The sequence below is a fragment of the Pseudomonas sp. NPDC087814 genome (genome assembly GCF_044742865.1).
Taxonomy (GTDB): domain Bacteria; phylum Pseudomonadota; class Gammaproteobacteria; order Pseudomonadales; family Pseudomonadaceae; genus Aquipseudomonas.
The window spans coordinates 50,411-67,614 of sequence record NZ_JBIUVK010000003.1 but is presented as its reverse complement, the minus strand read 5'-3'; the positions used below and the strand labels follow the sequence as shown (position 1 = coordinate 67,614).

Sequence of the window (17,204 nt, the reverse complement as noted above, 5' to 3'; positions counted from 1 at the left end):
ACGAAGTGGCATTGAAGCGCAGAAGCAACAGCTGTTGGCGACAGCGTGCGTGCACTCGTTCTGTAATGCCCGCACATGCTGCGAGCCGCCATGAATCGGGGTGAATTCTGTCGAGCGCTCGCCAATGCCGATATCGGACTGCTCTTAAATTTCGGATCAGCACAAGCCGGGCCCCCAGAAAGGGGTCCAGCCGCGATTTAGTCCCAGTCTTATATTTCTCTCACATCGCCTTTGCTCAAATGTGACCTCACCACAACCACTGAGCATCAGCTGATGGCAGCCCAAGTCATCGTTCCCTCCGAGCGCGCCCTGCAAAGTCTGGTCATCCTGGCCAGTGACGAGCAGTACGCCCACCGCGTAGCCACGCTGCTCAACGGGAGCCCCCTTTTTCTTATCGAACACATCGATTCGTTGAGCGAGTTGATGACGCGCCTGCGCAAGCAACCTGTCGACATCATCGTCGCGCAGGTTCATGCCGACCATGTCGACAGCTTGATGTTGCCGTGCTGTGTCAGCGACCTGAATGCTTCCGGGCTGCTACACAGCATTCCGCATATCGTCTGGACCGCACAGCCACAATCCGAGCATGCGCTCCCCCCCGGCTTACTGACCGCAGGCATTGAGCAGGGCTGGACGCACACTCTCAATGGCGTCTCGACGGCAGCGCTGGCTTCCCATGCACGCCTGGCCAGGGCTTCAGGTATCCGGGTAGAGATCGCGGTGGAGCAACAACCCGAGAAACTCTTGGCAGTGATCAGTCAATTGGCGCATACCGCCCATCCGGCACCGCGCAGTCCACATGAGGAAAAACTGGAGCAACTGCTCAATGACGATGAGGTTGTGGCAGCCCTCGCCACCGGCGAAGGATTAAGAGTGGTCTACCAGCCCCAATATGACCTGGCGACACGAGCGATTGTCGGCGCGGAAGCCCTAATCCGCTGGCACCATCCACGGCACGGGGATGTGCCACCCTCGGTCCTGATCCCGATGATCAACCAGCTCGGGCTGGATCTGTTGTTGTTCAGCTTTATCGAGAAGACCGTGATCGACACCCTGGGCAAGTTAAACCGTGCAGGCATTGATATCCCCATCGCCATCAACGCTTCGGCACGCACGCTCTGCGCCCATGGCCTGGCCACGAGACTTGCGCAAAAGATGCATCGGGCGGGGTTGCCTTGCAAACGCCTCAAGATAGAGCTGACCGAAGACTTGGCGCCCGACAGCGAGCTGGCCCTTTCAGCCTCGATCACTGCGTTGCGCGCCAAAGGCTTTCCGGTGTCCCTGGACGACTTCGGTGCCGGCGCCGCGACGTTGTCCTTGCTGTCACGCATGCCATTCGACGAGATGAAGATTGACGGAGCCCTGGTGCGTGCGGTGGGCCAGTTTGCCCACTCTTCAGAAATCATCTCGGGGATCGTCGCTCTGGCGCAGTTGTTCAATATCAACTTGATCACCGAAGGTATTGAAGATACCGAGAGCATCGAGTTGCTGAGCAGGCTGGGCTGCAACACCGGGCAGGGTTTCGCTCTGGCCCGGCCCATGGAGAGCGATGTATTCCTGAGCATGATCACCGCCTAGGGATGCGCTTACGTCCATTGTTCCTGCAAACATTGCCTCGCGTGTGCTGAAACAATCACGGCGTGGTTAAACGGTATCTTCACCCCTGCTGGAGCCGAATTGAGAGATGGTCTTTAATCAATTAGTTATCCGGCTACTTTCGAGTGTCCATTGGCATCCATGAAAACCATACGCATAGCGATCCTTGATGATCATGCAGTGGTACGCCACGGCCTTGTCAGCCACCTCGCTGAAGAGTCATCCATCGAGATTGTTGGCGTCTATGAAACCAGTCGCGAACTGATACGCGGCATGGCGACGATGCCCGCCAACGTCTTGCTGCTGGACTTTGCTCTGGGACGGGATGAACTCGATGGCGTCTCCCTGATTCGCGCCTTGCGAAGCCGCTTCCCTGACTGTCGTATTCTGGTGCTATCAAGCCATCATGAGTCGGCTACCGTCTCGCTTGCCTTGCGTGTAGGAGCGCGCGGTTTTGTAGGCAAAGATGAGGGGCTGGGAAGCCTGGTGAAGGCGATCCGTACCGTTGCTTCGGGCGCCATTTACTTGAGTGCCGATATGTCTTACCAAGTGGCCGATGCGGCCAGGCCAGACGAATCGACACAAATATCGATCAGTGATAACGCCTTGCAGCGCGCGGCCTTGTCGGCGCGGGAGCAGGAAGTGATCCGCTGCTATCTGGAAGGCATGACCGTGACGGAGATCGCCGAGAAATTCAATCGCAGCATCAAGACCATCAGTACGCAGAAGGCCACCGCTTTTCGCAAGCTTGGGGTCACCTCTAACAACGGCTTGTTCAAGATCATGAAAACCCTGGACTAGACATGATGACGATGAACCGCGTTCGTTGGGGCACCAGCCTGTGCCTGTTGATGGCCGCAACATGGGCTAACGCCGGCGCGCGGCCTCCCGGACCTGATTTAAGCGTCGAGGAAAGAGTCTGGATCGAACATCATCCGGTATTGCGTGTCGCCGTAGTGGGCAGTCTTTCTCCAATCGAATACGTGGAGAACGGCCGCCTCAAGGGGCTGTCAGCTGAATATTTGCAGCTGATTGCCCACAAGACCGGCATGAAGATCGACTACGTTTCCGCTCACTCGATCCAGGATCGCATAGAGCTGCTGATGACCGGTAAGGCAGACCTTATCTCCACTGTCAGGCTTAATGGGCCCGGAGGTAAAAATCCCCGGTTGCTGCTGACTTCAGCCTATTTGAATACCACCACGGTCATCATCACCCGCATCGGGCGCGCGCCTCTTTTCGAGGCCGAACAGCTGGACCGGTTGACCGTGACCTTGCCCTACTTCGACCGCTACAGTGATTTCCTTGCAACGAAGGCACCCGGGGCGAAACTGATCATAGGTGGCAGCGCCCTGACGATGCTGCAGCAAGTTGCCGAAGGGACCGCTGATGCTGCAGTGGCCACCGAAGCCTATCTGCTGCCGTTCCTCTATCGACAGTTCCAGGGCCAATTGCAGATTTCCGGGGTGCTCACCGGCATGGCGTCGCAAATTGCCATGGGCACTCGGAAAACCGAGCCTTTACTGCACTCAATCATCCAGAAGACGCTCGACTCGGTCACCCCTGACGAAGTTCGCGTCCTGCACGCCAATTGGCTGCGCGAGCATGCCACCCCGGACCTGCCACTCAGGGAAGTTGTGTCCCACTACCCTCATGAGATCGCGTTAATTGTCCTAGTGGTAGTGCTATTGCTCATCACGATTTACCAAACCCAGCGCATGCGCCAGCGCGCCGAGCGCAACGAGCGGGAAAAGGCGATGTTCCTGGCAGTCATGAGCCATGAAATCCGCTCGCCGATGAACGCAGTGGTGGCTGCAGTCGAACTGTTGCGCAATACGCCGCTGGACAAGCAGCAACAGCACTTTGCCGACCTGGCCAATCACGGCGCGCAATCATTGTTGAGGCTGCTCAATGACGTGCTGGATATATCCAAGCTCGATGCGGGGCAGGTCAAGCTCGAATACGAGCCGGTGAGCATCAGCACCCTGGTGCATAACGTCGTTGATCTGCATCGCTTGCGGGCCCGGGAGAAGCATTTATCGATCTGCGTCAATGGCGAATCCCACCTGCCACTGTTGATGCTCGACAGCACACGTATTGGGCAGGTGCTGCACAACCTGCTGTCCAATGCCATCAAGTTCACCGAAATCGGCGGAGTGGAAGTTACCTATGCGATCAGTGACCTGGCTTCGTCGCGCAACAAGGAGCTGCGATTGACCGTCACCGATACCGGGATCGGCCTGAGCCAGGAAAGCCAGGCGCGCCTTTTCCAGCCTTACAGCCAAGCAGCACAATCCTATAAGCGCTCAGGTGGCACCGGCCTGGGGCTAGTCATCTGTCGCGACCTGCTCAAACTAATGGGCGGCACCCTCACACTGGACAGTTCGCCGGGCAAGGGAACGCGTGTTGAATTGTCATTGACCGCGGAGTTGGCACCGCCCGACTCGACAGAGGCCGAAACCGTGCTCCCCGCCACGAACTGGTCAGCGACATCCGCACCAAAGGCATTGCGCATTCTGGTTGTGGAGGACACCGTCGCCAACCAAGCGGTATTGCAGGCACAGATCGAGGGGTTCGGCTGCACACCGGTGATCGCCAGGGACGGCGCCCAGGCCGTGGATTGCTTCGAACAAGGCACATATGACCTGATCTTGATGGACTGTGACCTACCGGACCAGGACGGCTATTCGCTGACGCGCCTGTTCCGCATGATCGAACAGGATGCCGCGCAAACGCGCTGCCCCATCATTGCGATCTCCGCCTCTACGGGCAACCAGCATGTCGCCCGATGCTTTGATGCCGGCATGGATGGCATCCTCAGCAAGCCGATCAGCCTTGGCAAGTTGCAGGATGCAATCGAGTTATGGTGCGGCGTGACCCTGACTTTACTGCCACACCCCTTCGCCCCACGGCAACCTGTGGGTCACCAGCAGATCCTTGAAGCATTGGAACGGGACCTACTGGCGCTACTTGAAGGGATGGTTCTGCGCAACCTGGAACCGGCCCTCCACGCAGCCCACCGTCTACACGGCGCAGCACTCAGTATCGAATGGCCAGATGTGGCCCGCCAAGCGGGACAGCTGGAGGCCCTTCTCAGGACTGCCACGCCATGGAGCGACCCAACCTGCGCCACGACCTTACAGGCACTGCTTCATGGGTTTCGCTCCACGAGCTTCAGCCATCCCGTTTTCGACCCGCCCGTCCCTCCCGCGGCAGATTGAGATTCGGGTCTGTGAATTAAGAGCAGTCTGATGTGATTCACCGCCCTGCCCCCCTGAAAATCGGTCTTGTCAGCTAAAGACTAACTCAACCGCTCCCAAGGTTTGAATGATGGATCCTTTGCACGAGATTCAAAAACGGCAACTAAGGCTGATAGAGTCAGCCTCCGTTAACGAAGCCTGCGCCGTTGACTTGCTGAGTCTATTGCGCAAGTTGACCGCGGCCGAAGCCAGTAATGTCCTAAATATCGTCACGCTGCTGCAAAGCGAGGCGGAATTTTTGCGCGAACTTTCAAAGGAAATGGCCACGCGAGAATATGAGGCACTGTGAATCGCCCCGGATTCTCTAGACACCTTGCAAGCTCATTGCGTAACGCTTTTTAAACTCTACCGGTGACAGCTGATTGTTGAAACCATGGCGGCGTTTTACGTTGTAGAACATCTCGATGTAATCGAACACATCACTACGAGCGTCTTCCTGCGTGGTGTAGATTCTCCGCTTGATCCGTTCCGTTTCAGAAGCTGGAAAAAGCTCTCGGCCACGGCGTTGTCATGACAGTTGCCTCGGCGACTCATGCTGGCAACCAAATTGTTTGCCTTCAAAAAGCTGCGCCAATCATAGCTGCTGTACTGGCTACCTTGGTCGTAGTGAACCATCACCTCCTGGTTCGGTTTACGCCTCCAAACCGCCATCAATAACGCATCAATGGCCAAATCACTGGTCATCTGCGACTTCATTGACCAGCCGACGACCTGACGAGAAAACAGATCCAGCACCACCGCCAAATACAGCCAGCCTTCATACGTGCGAATGTAGGTGATATCGGTGACCCAAACTTTGTTGGATTCTACGACATCGAACTGGCGCTTCAGTAAATTGGGTGAAGCGACCGCTGGCTTATCGCCGTACTTGCCAGGGCGGAGTCGGTACCCTGTCTGAGAGCGCAGACCTTCAAGACGCATCAGCCTCGCCACACGATGCCGACCACAATCCTCACCGACCTCGCGCAGATCGTCATGGATTTTTCGATAGCCATAAACGCCACCGCTTTCCAGCCACGAATGCTTGATTAAACCCAGTGATCGTTGATCGTCTTTAGCACGTGCAGATTGCGGTTCAGACAACCAAGCGTAATAACCACTGGGATGGACTTTCAGCGTCAGGCAAAGCCGTCGAATCGAATAGTCGCCCGCTCGCTGCTTGATAAAGGCGTACTTCAACCGCACTCCTTGGCAAAGTACGCGGCGGCCTTTTTAATATGTCTCGCTCTTCAGTGACGCGCTTAAGTTCCGCTCTCAGGCGACGCAGTTCAGCGTGCTGATCATCATCCTGCTGCCGTTCTTCTTGGGGTTTGCTGTAGCGCTTTATCCAGGCATAGAGGCTATGCGTCGACACGCCGAGACGGGCGGCTACCTCAGCGACAGGCAGCTTCTTTTCGGTCACTTGATTGACTGCTTGGATTTTGAATTCTTCGGAGTAACGCGGGTTGCTCATGGCACCTCCTAATTGGCCTCAGTTTAAGGCAAAGAGGTGTCTATGAAACCCGGGGCGATTCACACGTTAGACAAAAGGGCCGCCGTTCAGGCCCTCGCCGCCAGCCACCGCTTAAGTAGCTGCCAAAGGTCGGATCGACCAGACGAGCGGAAAACCTCGTCCATGAACATTAATCGATGAACAAGCACATTCATTTTGAGCGCATTGAGCCCAGCGGAGTGGGCTTACGAGCAGCTTGTGAACATCTGGCATCGCCCACTTGTTAAATGACGTATAGCGCCCGGGATTTGCTTGAGCAGGAAATGCGCTCGAGTGGCTAACGCACCTTGCCCTTTCAGATCAAACCGACCGGCCATGTACTTGGGGACAGTCAGTGCCAGCGCGACGACAGCCAACACCAGCGGTAAAAGCGAAACCCACAGCACTGTATTCCAGCCATAAGCCGACAGCAGCCCACCCGACGAAAAAGACCCGACCGCCATTACGCCGAACACTCGGATCTGGCCTACTACGTCATTTATCGGCCTGAGTGCGCCAGCCTGCCCAAACTGACGACGTTCCGGGACTGGTTGTTGGCAGAAGCACTGCAGACGGTAAAGCGTGAGATCAGCGCCCACTAGGCTGTACTACTCGCGATTCCTCAACGACGACGCTACCAGCAAATCCCGCGTATAGGCATGCTCCGGCGCGTCGAACAACTGCTCGGTACTCCCCGCCTCCACCACCACGCCATCCTTCACCACGATCAAGTCGTGAGCCAACGCCCTTACCACCGCCAGGTCGTGGCTGATGAACAAGTACGTCAGCCCATGTTCCTCCTGCAACCTGCGCAGCAAGCTCACCACCTGCTTTTGCACGGTGCGGTCGAGGGCTGAGGTGGGCTCGTCGAGCAATATCAAATCCGGCTTAATCACCAGTGCGCGGGCGATTGCGATGCGTTGGCGCTGGCCGCCGGAGAATTCGTGGGGGAAGCGATGGCGCGTATCGGGGTCGAGTCCGACGTCGCGCAACACGGCAATCACTTGAGCTTCGCGCGCGCAAGCATTGAGGTCCGTGTGTACGCGCAGGCCTTCTTCGATGATTTGCTGCACGCTCATGCGCGGACTGAGGCTGCCGAACGGGTCTTGAAACACCACCTGTAGTTTGCGCCGCCAGGGACGCAGGGCCTTGCCTTTGAGTGCGTCGAGGGCCTGGCCATCGAAGCGAATGCTGCCTTGGGCGTCGATCAACCGCAGGATCGCCTGGCCAAGGGTGGATTTGCCCGAGCCGGATTCGCCGACGATGCCCAAGGTTTTGCCACGTTGCAGGCGCAGGTCGATGCCGTCCACCGCCTTGATCGGCGGTTTGCGCCGCAGCAGGCCGCCTTGCGGGAACCAGACCTTGAGGTTGTCCACTTCCAGCAGGTTGTCCGCCGTCTCACGCACCACCGCCCTGCCCTCGGGCTCGGCCTCGAGCAACTGCCGGCTGTAGGCGTGCTGCGGCGCGGCAAACAGTGCCTGGCAGTCGGCCTGTTCGACGATCTGGCCGGCGCGCATCACCGCCACGCGCTGGGCGATGCTGCGCACCACGTTGAGGTCGTGGCTGATCAACAGCAGCGCCATGCCCAGGCGTTGCTGCAGGTCTTTGAGCAGCGCAAGAATGCGTCGCTGCACGGTCACGTCCAGGGCCGTGGTGGGCTCGTCGGCGATCAACAGCAGCGGTTCGCAAGCCAGGGCCATGGCGATCATCACCCGCTGGCGCTGCCCCCCGGAGAGCTGATGCGGGTACGCCGCAAGGCGCTGGCGCGGCTGTTGGATGCCCACCAGTTCGAGCAACTCCAACACACGCTCACGCGCCGCCGCACCGCCCAGGCCTTTGTGCAGCAGCAGGGTTTCGGACAGCTGCCGTTCCACGCTGTACAGCGGGTTGAGCGAGGTCATCGGCTCCTGAAAGATCATCGCGATGCGATCGCCGCGAATCTGCCTTAAACGCTCCGGCCGCGCGCCGAGCAGCTCTTCGCCCTGGTAGCGAATACTGCCCTGGGTACGCGTGGTGTGGGGCGGCAGCAATTGCAGGATCGAGTGGGCGGTCACCGATTTGCCGGAGCCCGACTCGCCCACCAGCGCCAGGCACTCGCCCGGGTGAATATCCAGGTCGATGCCACGCACCGCTTTGTGCCCGTCGAACGCCACTTTCAGGTTACGAATTTCAATCAACGCGTCAGTCACGGCACAGCTCGCTTATCAGGATCGGGGGTCGAAGGCGTCGCGGCAGGCTTCGCCGATAAACACCAACAGGGACAGGATCAACGCCAACGCAAAAAACGCGGTCAGCGCCAGCCACGGGGCTTGCAGGTTGTTTTTTCCCTGGCCGATCAACTCACCCAGGGACGCACTGCCCGTGGGCATGCCGAAGCCAAGAAAATCCAGGGCGGTGAGGGTCGAAATGGCCCCGGTCAAAATGAACGGCAAGTAGGTCAAGGTGGCAGTCAGCGCGTTGGGCAGAATGTGCCGCAACATCACCTGAACATCGCCCACACCCAGGGCCCGCGCGGCCTTCACGTACTCCAGGTTGCGCCCGCGCAGGAACTCGGCGCGCACCACATCCACCAGGGTCAGCCAGGAAAACAGCGCCATGATCCCCAGCAGCCACCAGAAACCCGGTTCGACAAATCCGGACAAGATGATCAGCAAGTACAGGACCGGTAGCCCCGACCAGATCTCGATCAGGCGCTGCCCCAACAGGTCGACCCAACCGGCGTAATAGCCTTGCAGCGCGCCGGCGGCGACCCCGATCAAAGTGCTCACCACGGTCAGCGCCAAGGCAAATAACAGCGATACCCGGGTGCCGAAAATCACCCGCGCCAATACATCCCGGGCTTGATCATCGGTGCCCAGCCAGTTGCTCGCGCTGGGCGGCGCCGGCGAAGGGGTCGTGAGGTCGTAGTTGACCGTGTCGTAGCTGAACGGAATAGGCGCAAACAGCATCCAGCCGCCCTGCCCTTCAATCAGTTCATGCACGTAAGGGTCACGGTAATCCGGCTGAAACGGCAACGTGCCGCCGAAATCCTGCTCGGTGTAGCGCTCGAAGGCCGGGAAATACAGCGAGCCCTGGTACGCCATCACCAATGGCTTGTCGTTGGCCAGCAGTTCGGCACCCAGACATACGGCGAACAGCGCCAGGAACATCCACAGCGACCACCAGCCGCGGCGATTGCGCTTGAAGTGCAGCCAGCGGCGACGAGTAATCGGAGTAAAAACCGGCATCAATGCGACCTCGCGGAAAAATCCAGCCGGGGGTCCAGCAGGCGGTAGCACAGGTCGCCCAGCAACTTGATGACCAACCCGACCAGGGTAAAGATAAACAGCGTGCCGAAGACCACGGGATAGTCCCGTGCCACTGCCGCTTCGTAGCTCAGGCGACCGAGGCCGTCGAGGGAGAAAATCACTTCAATCAGCAACGAGCCGCCGAACAACATCGCGGTGAGCGCCTGGGGCAGGCCAACCACGATCAGCAGCATGGCGTTGCGAAACACGTGTTTGTACAGCACCTGTTTTTCGCTGAAACCCTTGGCCCGCGCGGTCACTACGTACTGGCGGCTGATCTCGTCGAGGAAGCTGTTTTTGGTGAGGATGGTCAGTGTGGCAAAGCCGCCAATCACCAGCGCCGATACCGGCAAGACAAGGTGCCAGAAGTAGTCCACGACCTTGCCCGCCCATGACAGGCTGGCAAAATTCTCCGAGACCAGGCCGCGCACCGGAAACCAGTTCAACAGGCTACCGCCGCCGAATACCACGATCAGCAGCAAGGCGAACAGGAACGCCGGCATGGCGTGGCCGATAATGACCGCCGCACTGCTCCACACATCGAAGCGGCTGCCATGGCGCACGGCCTTGCGGATGCCCAGCGGGATCGACACCAGGTAACTGATCAGCGTGGCCCAGAAGCCCAGGGACAAAGTCACCGGCAGTTTTTGCAGGATCAGGTCGGTGACCTTGGCGCCGCGAAAGAAGCTATCGCCAAAATCCAGCCGCGCGTAGCTGCTGAGCATCAACCAAAGGCGCGCGCCAAGGGGCTTGTCGAAGCCGTATTGGCGCTCGATATCGGCCACCAGCGCGGGGTCCAGGCCACGAGTTGTGCGCGATTCAGTGCTGCCGGTTTCCACCCGTGTGCCGGCCACCGACGCTTGGGTGCCGATGCCTTGCAAGCGCGCGATGGCTTGCTCAACCGGGCCACCCGGGGCGGCTTGCACGATAAAAAAGTTGACCAGCAGGATGCACACCAACGTTGGTACGATCAGCAATAAACGGCGCGCGCTATAGGCCAGCATGTTGGGAAGCCTCAGTCAGTTGACGCATCTGTGCGGTGGTCAGCGGTGTCGGGCTCACTTCCCACCAGGTGTCGATGCCCACGTCATTGAGCGGCGCTGTGCGGGGCCGACCAAAACGGTTCCACCACAGCGAGGACGAGCCCGGCGGGTAATAGTTGGGAATCCAGTAGAAGCCCCACTGCAACACGCGGTCGAGGGCATGGGCGTAGCGCACCATGGTCGGGCGGTCGTTGGCGCGGACAAGGCCATCGATCAAGGCGTCCACCGCCGGGTTGCGCAGTGCCATGTAATTGTTGGAGCCAGGGTCATCGGCACTCTCGGAACCGAAGTAGTTGGTCAGCTCGCGGCCCGGCGATGGGCTGACCGGGTAGCCGTTGACGATCATGTCGTAGTCCCGTGCGCGCACGCGGTTGGCGTATTGGGCCGAGTCGATCATGCGGATCGTGAAGCCGATGCCGATCTGCGCCAGGTTGCGTTTGTAGGGCAGCAGCAAACGCTCGAAGCCTTTCTGGGCATTCAGGAAGGTGAACTGCAACGGCGTGCCCTCGGCGTTAACCAACTGGTCGCCGCGCGGGGTCCAGCCCGCCTCGGCCAGTAACTTCAGCGCTTGCGCCTGCTGCGGCCGAATGCGCCCGCTGCCATCGGTGCGCGGCGGCTGGTAGACCTGGGTGAACACCTCCTCCGGCACTTGCCCGCGCCAGGGTTCCAGAATGGCCAGCTCCTGGGCATCCGGCAGCTGGGTGGCCGCCAATGCGCTGCGGGAAAAGAAGCTGCGCTGGCGCAGGTACAGGCTGTGCATCATCTGCCGGTTGCTCCAGTCGAAATCCCACAACAGGCTCAGCGCCTCGCGCACGCGGCGGTCCTGGAACTGCGGTTTTTGCAGGTTGAACACAAAACCCTGGGTGCCCTGCACGGCATTCGGTGCCAGTTGTTCACGTTGCAGACGACCGTCGCGCAAAGCCTCGCCGTCGTAGCCCACCGAATAACTGGTGGCGGAAAATTCGCGATTGAAGTCGTAACCCTGGGCTTGCAGGATCTGGCGCGACACGTCGCCGTCGGCAAAAAACTCAAGCCGCAGGGTGTCGAAGTTGTACTGCCCCTGCGTCACCGGCAGGTCTCGCCCCCACCAATCCTTGACCCGTTCGAAGGTGACACTGCGGCCGTTGTCCACGCTGCTGATACGGTACGGGCCGCTGCCCACCGGCGGTTCAAAGCCGCCGCCGTTGGCGAAATTGCGCCCCTGCCACCAATGTTCCGGCAGCACCGGCAGTGAAGCGAGGTCCAGAGGCAAGGTGCGATTGTCGGCGCTTTTGAAGGTGAACCGCACTTGGGTCGGCGATTCCACCAGCACCTGGTCCACATCGGCAAAGCTTTGGCGATACGCCAGGCTGCCTTCGGTGGTGAACAGCTTGAAGGTGTAGGCCACGTCCTGCGCGGTGATGGGCGTGCCATCGGCAAAACGCGCCTTGGGATTGAGGTAGAAACGCAGCCATGAATGGTCATCTGCCAGCTCCATGCCTTGCGCGACCAACCCGTACACGGTGTACGGCTCATCCTGCGAACGGTACGCCAACGGGCTGTAGAGCCAACCCTGGATCTGGGTGATGCCGGTGCCTTTGTCGACATACGGGATCAGGTGATCAAACGCCCCGCCTTCCATGGACGAGCGACGAAAACTGCCGCCCTTGGGCGCGTTCGGGTTGACGTAATCCAGGTGTTTGAAGTTGGCCGGGTACTTGGGCGCTTCGCCGTATACCGTCAAAGCGTGCGTCGGTTGAGCGAGCAGTGACGGCGCCCAAAGGCCCGTCAGCAGTGCCCACACCATGAAGCGAAACAGGCTCACAAACTCAACTCCTTTTCCAAAAACACTGAAGGCTCACTTATGCAGGGTTGTGCGTCGACGCCAGGGTTTTTATAGAGCACCGGTTAGACCGTTAGCGCATGGGCTTATGCGCTACTTGCCGAAGTGGTAACTCACGTCCAGCCAGACCTGGCGGCCATAGGGGTCGTAGTTGCCGCTGGGGTAATACGGCCAGCCGGCGGAGTCATCGTGCTTGACCTGATTGAGCAGGTTGTTGACGGTCAGGCCGACACTCGCCTGCTCGTTCACCTGGTAACGGGCGCTGGCGTTGAAGGTGGTCCACGGCGACAGGCGCCCATCGCCGGCGCCATTGGTCACGCTGCCGTAGCGAATGCCGGTCAGCGTGGTGGTGAGGTGCTGGTAGTCCCAGGTCAGGCTCGCGTTGACCTTGCTGCGCCAGTCGTGGTTGTCGGTGCTGGAGCGCAGGTTCTGGGTTTGCGCATCGTCCGATTCCTTGAGGTAGTGGGACAGCACCAGGCTGTAGCCAATCGCCGAACTGAACGCGCCGTACTGGCCTGCGCCCCAGCGAATATTACTCTTGAGGTCCAGGCCGCTGACCCGCTCGCTGGCGGCGTTGATCGCATTGACCTGCACCCGTTGCAGCACGTTCGGGTCCACTGCCGCCGTGCTGGCATTGCGCTGGATGCGTGCCAGGACGTCGGCGCAAGTGGTCGCATCAAGCTGGCCGTTGCGGCACTGGTTTTCCTGTTGCAGCAAGCGGTTGATGTCGACGGTGGTCAACAGGTCCTTGATTTCAACGCGCCAGAAGTCGGCGGAGAAATCAAACTGATGCGAAGGCGACCAGACAAAGCCGTACGTCCAGGACTTGCCACGCTCGGAGGCGAGGTCCGAATTACCGGTCTGGGTGTAATCCACGCGGCCTCGGTCACACGCCCCCTCTACGCCCTTGCTGCAACCGTAATAGTCGATCTGGTCAGGCGTGTAGCCATTGGTCGCGGCCTGGTAGAGGTAGTTGAGGTCGGGTGCGCGAAAGCTGGTGCCGTAGCTACCACGAAACAGCAGGCTGGTCACCGGGCGCCATTCCAGGCCCAGATTGTAGGTTTTTTGTTGCTCGGTGCGGCCACTGAATTTGTATTGGTCCCAGCGCCCGGCCGCCGAGGCGAGCAAGGTGTCGGTAACGGGAATGCTCAGCTCGCCACCCGCGGCGTAGCGGTCACGCGAACCGCCTGAATTGGAGGCCGGCGTGGTGTTGTAAAACGTGCCGTCATTGAGTTGGTCGTCGACATCGACGCTGTAGGATTGCCGCCCCACTTCGGTCACACCGGCAAAGCCCACCGGCCCGGCGGGCAGCTCGAACAGGTCGCCGTTGATGTTGGCGCTGAAGGTTTGGGAAACCGATTTACTCTTCTGCACCAGGTTGCCGCGAAACTGATCCCACTGCTCCGGAGTCAGCGGCTGGTCCAGCCGCGAAGGGTCTGGCGCGAAGACCGGGTGCCCGTCCTGTGTGCCCAGTTGCGGCCCGAGGTAGTAATCGCGGATGCCGCTCAAAGGCGTGTAGCGGGTGGTGCGGTCGCTGGTGTACTCGGAGCGGTTCGCCGCAATCTGATAACCCCAATCACTGTTGGTGAACTTGTCTTCCAGGCCCAGGGTGCCGGTCCAGGACACTTCGCGCCATTTGCTGTTGTTGCTGGTCTTGCCACCGATTTCCTCGCTGGAAAAGTTGCGTGACCAGCGCTCCAGGTTACCGGTGTTGCGGTTGATAAAGTCCGGCGAGGTGAAGCTTGGGCCGCGCGTGTTGTTCTGCGTGTGATCAAAGCCAAACATCAAGTCGGCAAACACTTTGCCGGTGTCGCTGAAATGCCAGGTGCCGCGCGTGTAGCCGTCATAGTTTTCCTTTTGCGCCTGCAAGGTCCAGTAGTCGTTGTAGTACTGGTTGGTGGTGCAGCGGGTGCTGCCACCACCGAGCTTGCCGTTGTAGATACCGCCATAGGCGCCGCAGCCGGGGCCGAGGTAGGCGCCGCTGTCGAGGTTACGGCGGTAGCCCACATCCTTGGCCGGGCCGTCGCTCATAAAGCCGCGCTGGTTGGCCCAGATCGGTTGGCGCTGGGTCAGCTCCAGGCCGAATACCCCGTCAAAATCGCCCCAGGTGTCGCCGCCGCTGATCTGCAGGCGCTGGTTGTCTCCGCCGCCACGCTCGGCGGCGCCACCACGCAGATTGACGTCCACGCCGCTGATTTTGTCTTTGAGGATGATGTTCACCACCCCGGCAATCGCGTCGGAGCCATACACCGCCGAGGCGCCGCTGCTGAGGATCTCGATACGCTCGATCATCACCGCCGGGATGTTCGCAAGGTTGGTGAAGTTGACCGCGCCATCGTACGCCGTGGGGTAGTCGGCCACGCGCCTGCCGTTGATCAGCACCAGCGTGTGGTTCGGCCCCAGCCCTCGCAGGTTGAGGGCACTGGCGGCCGGCTGGAAGGTGTTGCCGTAGTCTTCGCCCTGGGTCATGCCGGTGTTCTGGGTTTGCGAAGCGATGGCGTCGTAGACGTTTTTGTAGCCCCTGCGGGTGACTTCGTCAGCGGTGATGACCGTGACCGGCGACGGCCCTTCAACCTGGGCACGGGCAATGCGTGACCCCGTGACCACGACCTTTTCCAACGCCACATCACCCGGGACTTTCGCCGCCGTGGGCGCAGCCTTGACCGCCGCTGCAGGTGGCTTGGCCGCCCGGCGCAGGGTCCAACCGCCGTCGCCACTGGGCACGGCGTCAAGGGCTGCACCGCGCAGTGCCTGTCGCAGCGCTTGCTCGGTGGTGAAGGTGCCCCGCACCGGCGCGCTGGTCAGGCCTTGCACAAGGTCTTGCTGGAAGGAAATGATCTGCCCGCTGCTGCGTGACAGGGTCAACAGCGCTTGGTCGAGGGGGCCGCTGGCGATATCAAAATCAAAAGTCTGGGTGGTCGATATCGCAGACAGCGGCTGTGCCAGCACCGCCGTGCCATGTCCCGCCAAGGTCAGGCCAATCGTCAGAGACAGTGCCGCCAGAGATGCGCGACTGAGAGGTTTGAGTTGCATGGTTGAGGTTCCCATCATTGATATGCCGTTGATGGGTTGAACAACAGATCGGGGTTTTTTATAGGCGGCCGTTAGGCTAAAAAAGCATGGGTTTATAACGGCCCGAAACAACACTCCCAGGCAGATACACCCTGGCCTGTATTGGGTTGTGCAACAGTGGCGGGGGTTTTATAGGGCTGGGAAAATTATTTTTATCGGCGCTCGATACTGACCCAATAAGGGCTGTGATAATCGATCTGCACCGGCAGGGATTTGGCCAGCAATTGCAGGGCGCCCTGGCTGTCGTCCAGCGGGAAAATCCCGCTCAGCCTCAGGCTCGCCGCCTCGGGGCTGACGCGGATGATGCCGCGCCGGTAGTCACGCAGGGCTTGCACCACTTCACCCAATGAGCGGTCACGCACTTCCAGCAAGCCTTGGGTCCACGAGGCCTCGCCGCCGCTGGCGGTTTCCAGGTCGAGGATGCCGTGGGCATTGAACGTGGCTTTCTGGCCGGCACTGATCACCTGCACAGCGCCGTCGCGCGTGGTGATTTCCACTTGGGAATGCAGCATCGTGATTTGGGTTCGATCCTCGCCCTGCTGTACCAGAAACCGCGTACCCAACGCGCGCATGCGGCCGTGTTCGGTCTCGACGATAAACGGTCTGAGACTGTCCTTGAAAACGTCCACCAGCAACTTGCCGTCGAGCAACTGCAACAGCCGTTGCCGAGCATCGAAATGCGTCAGCACCTTGCTGCGCGCATCCAGGGTCAATGCACTGCCATCCTCCAGCGTGAGGTTCAGGCGCTCGCCCGTACCGGTGCGCAAAGCGCCCAACGGCAACCAGGTGTCGGACAGCCGCGTGATCAGACTTCCAAACGACACAACGCCAACCAGCGCCAGGGTATTGCGCAAGAAGCGCCGGCGGCCCGACGGTGCGTTGAGGGTGTGCAACAGGCTGTCGCGGGGCATGCGGCGCAGTTCGTCATTGTTCAGCACGGCCGGAACGCCGCCCATCATGTTGAAGATTTCGGCACGCCGTGGGTCGCCCTCACTCCAGCGACGGAACGCCTGGTGCTCCTGAGCGCTGGCGTGCCCGGATTGCAGCAACGCCATCCACTGTGCTGCCTCGTCGATGATCGCCTCATCCGGCGCGCTGTGGCTCATGGCTGTGTCATCGCCAGGTAGCAGCGCTTGAACGCATCGGCCATGTACTGCTGAACCCGGCTGACCGAGACCTGCAGGCGCTCGGCGATCTGCGCATAGGTCAAACCGTCCAGCTGGTGATACAAAAACGCCGCCTTGGCCTTGGCCGACAAACCGTCGAGCAAGCGGTCGACTTCCAGCAGCGTCTCGATCAACAGCAAACGCTCCTCGGGCGACGGGTGCACCATCATCGGCGCCTGGGCCAATGCTTCCAGGTAGGCACGTTCCAGGTCCTGGCGACGCCAGCCCTCATACATCAGGCGCCGCGCGATGGTGGTCAGCAACGCCCGCGGCTCGCGGATTTGCGAAGGGTCGGGCAATGCCAGTACCCGCAGGAAGGTCTCCGATGCAATGTCCTGAGCCCCATGGGCGCAACCCATCGCCCGGCTTACCCGCGTGCAAAGCCAACTGTAGTCACTTTTGAACATCTGCCCAATCAGACCGAAATGTGGGTTCTGATTCACACCCATTGCATGCTCCATGCGAATAAAGGCCATTCAGCCTGGCG

Annotated in this window: 11 protein-coding genes and 1 pseudogene; 4 read left to right on the top strand and 8 right to left on the bottom strand. The window is 60.0% G+C overall.

Annotated elements, in window-relative coordinates:
* Positions 1-273 precede the first annotated feature (273 nt).
* The 4 genes from ACIOMR_RS03735 (at position 274) to ACIOMR_RS03720 (ending at position 5,145) form a co-directional block, all read left to right on the top strand.
* Complete coding sequence (locus ACIOMR_RS03735) at positions 274-1,578, top strand: EAL domain-containing protein (RefSeq protein ID WP_401192290.1); 1,305 nt, start codon at positions 274-276, stop codon at positions 1,576-1,578.
* A gap of 159 nt (positions 1,579-1,737) precedes the next feature.
* Positions 1,738-2,397 carry a response regulator transcription factor gene (locus ACIOMR_RS03730; protein WP_177044997.1) on the top strand — a complete coding sequence of 220 codons (660 nt, stop codon included), beginning with the start codon at positions 1,738-1,740 and terminating at the stop codon, positions 2,395-2,397.
* Positions 2,398-2,399: 2 nt separating this feature from the next.
* Positions 2,400-4,817: an ATP-binding protein gene (locus tag ACIOMR_RS03725; protein WP_401192287.1), complete on the top strand. Its 2,418-nt coding sequence runs from the start codon at positions 2,400-2,402 to the stop codon at positions 4,815-4,817.
* Between the two features lie 109 nt (positions 4,818-4,926).
* Positions 4,927-5,145, top strand: a complete 219-nt coding sequence (locus ACIOMR_RS03720) for a hypothetical protein (protein ID WP_087693821.1) — start codon at positions 4,927-4,929, stop codon at positions 5,143-5,145.
* 15 nt (positions 5,146-5,160) lie between these two features.
* Here the strand turns inward: ACIOMR_RS03720 and ACIOMR_RS03715 are convergent.
* The 8 genes and pseudogenes from ACIOMR_RS03715 to ACIOMR_RS03680 form a co-directional block, all read right to left on the bottom strand.
* Positions 5,161-6,309, bottom strand: a pseudogene (locus ACIOMR_RS03715) (IS3 family transposase).
* A gap of 626 nt (positions 6,310-6,935) precedes the next feature.
* A complete protein-coding gene (locus tag ACIOMR_RS03710) occupies positions 6,936-8,516 on the bottom strand; it encodes an ABC transporter ATP-binding protein (protein ID WP_401192284.1) in 1,581 nt (526 codons plus the stop codon).
* A 15-nt stretch (positions 8,517-8,531) separates the two neighbouring features.
* Positions 8,532-9,554: an ABC transporter permease gene (locus tag ACIOMR_RS03705; RefSeq protein WP_173883025.1), complete on the bottom strand. Its 1,023-nt coding sequence runs from the start codon at positions 9,552-9,554 to the stop codon at positions 8,532-8,534.
* A complete protein-coding gene (locus tag ACIOMR_RS03700; RefSeq protein ID WP_401192281.1) occupies positions 9,554-10,618 on the bottom strand; it encodes a microcin C ABC transporter permease YejB in 1,065 nt (354 codons plus the stop codon). The genes ACIOMR_RS03705 and ACIOMR_RS03700 overlap by 1 nt, the downstream gene beginning before the upstream one ends.
* Positions 10,605-12,443, bottom strand: coding sequence for an extracellular solute-binding protein (locus ACIOMR_RS03695; protein WP_177052054.1), 1,839 nt, complete (start codon positions 12,441-12,443; stop codon positions 10,605-10,607). Before ACIOMR_RS03695 ends, ACIOMR_RS03700 begins: the two co-directional genes overlap by 14 nt.
* Positions 12,444-12,572: 129 nt before the next feature.
* Positions 12,573-15,512 carry a TonB-dependent receptor gene (locus tag ACIOMR_RS03690; protein WP_401192278.1) on the bottom strand — a complete coding sequence of 980 codons (2,940 nt, stop codon included), beginning with the start codon at positions 15,510-15,512 and terminating at the stop codon, positions 12,573-12,575.
* A gap of 191 nt (positions 15,513-15,703) precedes the next feature.
* On the bottom strand, positions 15,704-16,657 hold the full coding sequence (locus ACIOMR_RS03685; protein WP_401192275.1) for a FecR domain-containing protein: 954 nt from the start codon (positions 16,655-16,657) through the stop codon (positions 15,704-15,706).
* The gene (locus ACIOMR_RS03680; RefSeq protein WP_003217684.1) at positions 16,654-17,166 is read right to left on the bottom strand and encodes a sigma-70 family RNA polymerase sigma factor; all 513 of its coding nucleotides are present in this window, start codon (positions 17,164-17,166) and stop codon (positions 16,654-16,656) included. The genes ACIOMR_RS03685 and ACIOMR_RS03680 overlap by 4 nt, the downstream gene beginning before the upstream one ends.
* Positions 17,167-17,204: the final 38 nt, after the last annotated feature.

Coding starts and splice junctions, on each gene's coding strand:
- ACIOMR_RS03680 (WP_003217684.1), bottom strand. CDS start 17,166: ATGGGTGTGAATCAGAACCCACATTTCGGTCTGATTGGGCAGATGTTC.
- ACIOMR_RS03695 (WP_177052054.1), bottom strand. CDS start 12,443: ATGGTGTGGGCACTGCTGACGGGCCTTTGGGCGCCGTCACTGCTCGCT.
- ACIOMR_RS03705 (WP_173883025.1), bottom strand. CDS start 9,554: ATGCCGGTTTTTACTCCGATTACTCGTCGCCGCTGGCTGCACTTCAAG.
- ACIOMR_RS03685 (WP_401192275.1), bottom strand. CDS start 16,657: ATGAGCCACAGCGCGCCGGATGAGGCGATCATCGACGAGGCAGCACAG.
- ACIOMR_RS03725 (WP_401192287.1), top strand. CDS start 2,400: ATGATGACGATGAACCGCGTTCGTTGGGGCACCAGCCTGTGCCTGTTG.
- ACIOMR_RS03730 (WP_177044997.1), top strand. CDS start 1,738: ATGAAAACCATACGCATAGCGATCCTTGATGATCATGCAGTGGTACGC.
- ACIOMR_RS03735 (WP_401192290.1), top strand. CDS start 274: ATGGCAGCCCAAGTCATCGTTCCCTCCGAGCGCGCCCTGCAAAGTCTG.
- ACIOMR_RS03720 (WP_087693821.1), top strand. CDS start 4,927: ATGGATCCTTTGCACGAGATTCAAAAACGGCAACTAAGGCTGATAGAG.
- ACIOMR_RS03690 (WP_401192278.1), bottom strand. CDS start 15,512: ATGCAACTCAAACCTCTCAGTCGCGCATCTCTGGCGGCACTGTCTCTG.
- ACIOMR_RS03700 (WP_401192281.1), bottom strand. CDS start 10,618: ATGCTGGCCTATAGCGCGCGCCGTTTATTGCTGATCGTACCAACGTTG.